General features: G+C 70.2%; 1 protein-coding gene. It reads right to left on the bottom strand.

Annotated features, from left to right (window positions below; translation table 11 throughout):
• Positions 1 to 23: 23 nt before the first annotated feature.
• A partial coding sequence (locus AX744_RS18695) for a helix-turn-helix domain-containing protein (protein WP_157543653.1) occupies positions 24 to 537 on the bottom strand: 514 nt, incomplete at its 5' end.

The following is a 537-nucleotide window of genomic DNA, read 5'->3' as shown; positions in this document are numbered from 1 at the left end:
GGTGAGCGGCGGTCGTGGTCCGGTCAGCGCCACTGCATCCCGTCGACGCCGTGGAAGCGCCAGGTGCCGGAGTCGGTGTACCGGCCGGGCTGCGCGTAGATGCCCTCGAGGTAGCTGAGGGCGCCGGTGTCGCCGCCGTTGCCCCAGGCGTCGATGAGTCCGCGCTGCTCGTCGTCGGTGAGGTGGATGTAGCTGTTCCCGTTGCGGTTGTAGCCCATGTCCTGGGGGTCGGCGGAGAGTCCCTGCACGCCGTGGACGATGAGGGTGCGGCGATCGCCGGGCAGGGCCGCCTTTGCGCGCTTGGCCATCTGCGTGCGGCCGCGCTTGGTGGTGACGGTCTGGCGGGTGCGGTCGGTGAGCTTTTTGAGGAGCTCGGGTCGCGGGTGGGAGTCGCCCTTGATCCAGCGCTGGACGGTGCGCTGGGAGACGCCGAGGCGGGTTGCGGCGGTCTTGGTGTCGATGGGGTGACGGTCGCTCTTGCCGGCGTAGAGGTAGCGGAGCATGCTCGCCGGCGAGGACGAGACGGTGGAGTAGTCC

The sequence above is a fragment of the Microbacterium sp. CCH5-D1 genome (assembly GCF_001557335.1).
Taxonomy (GTDB): Bacteria; Actinomycetota; Actinomycetes; order Actinomycetales; family Microbacteriaceae; genus Microbacterium; species Microbacterium oxydans.
The sequence above is the reverse complement of the archived record's forward strand: the minus strand, read 5'-3'. Positions and strand labels throughout refer to the sequence as shown.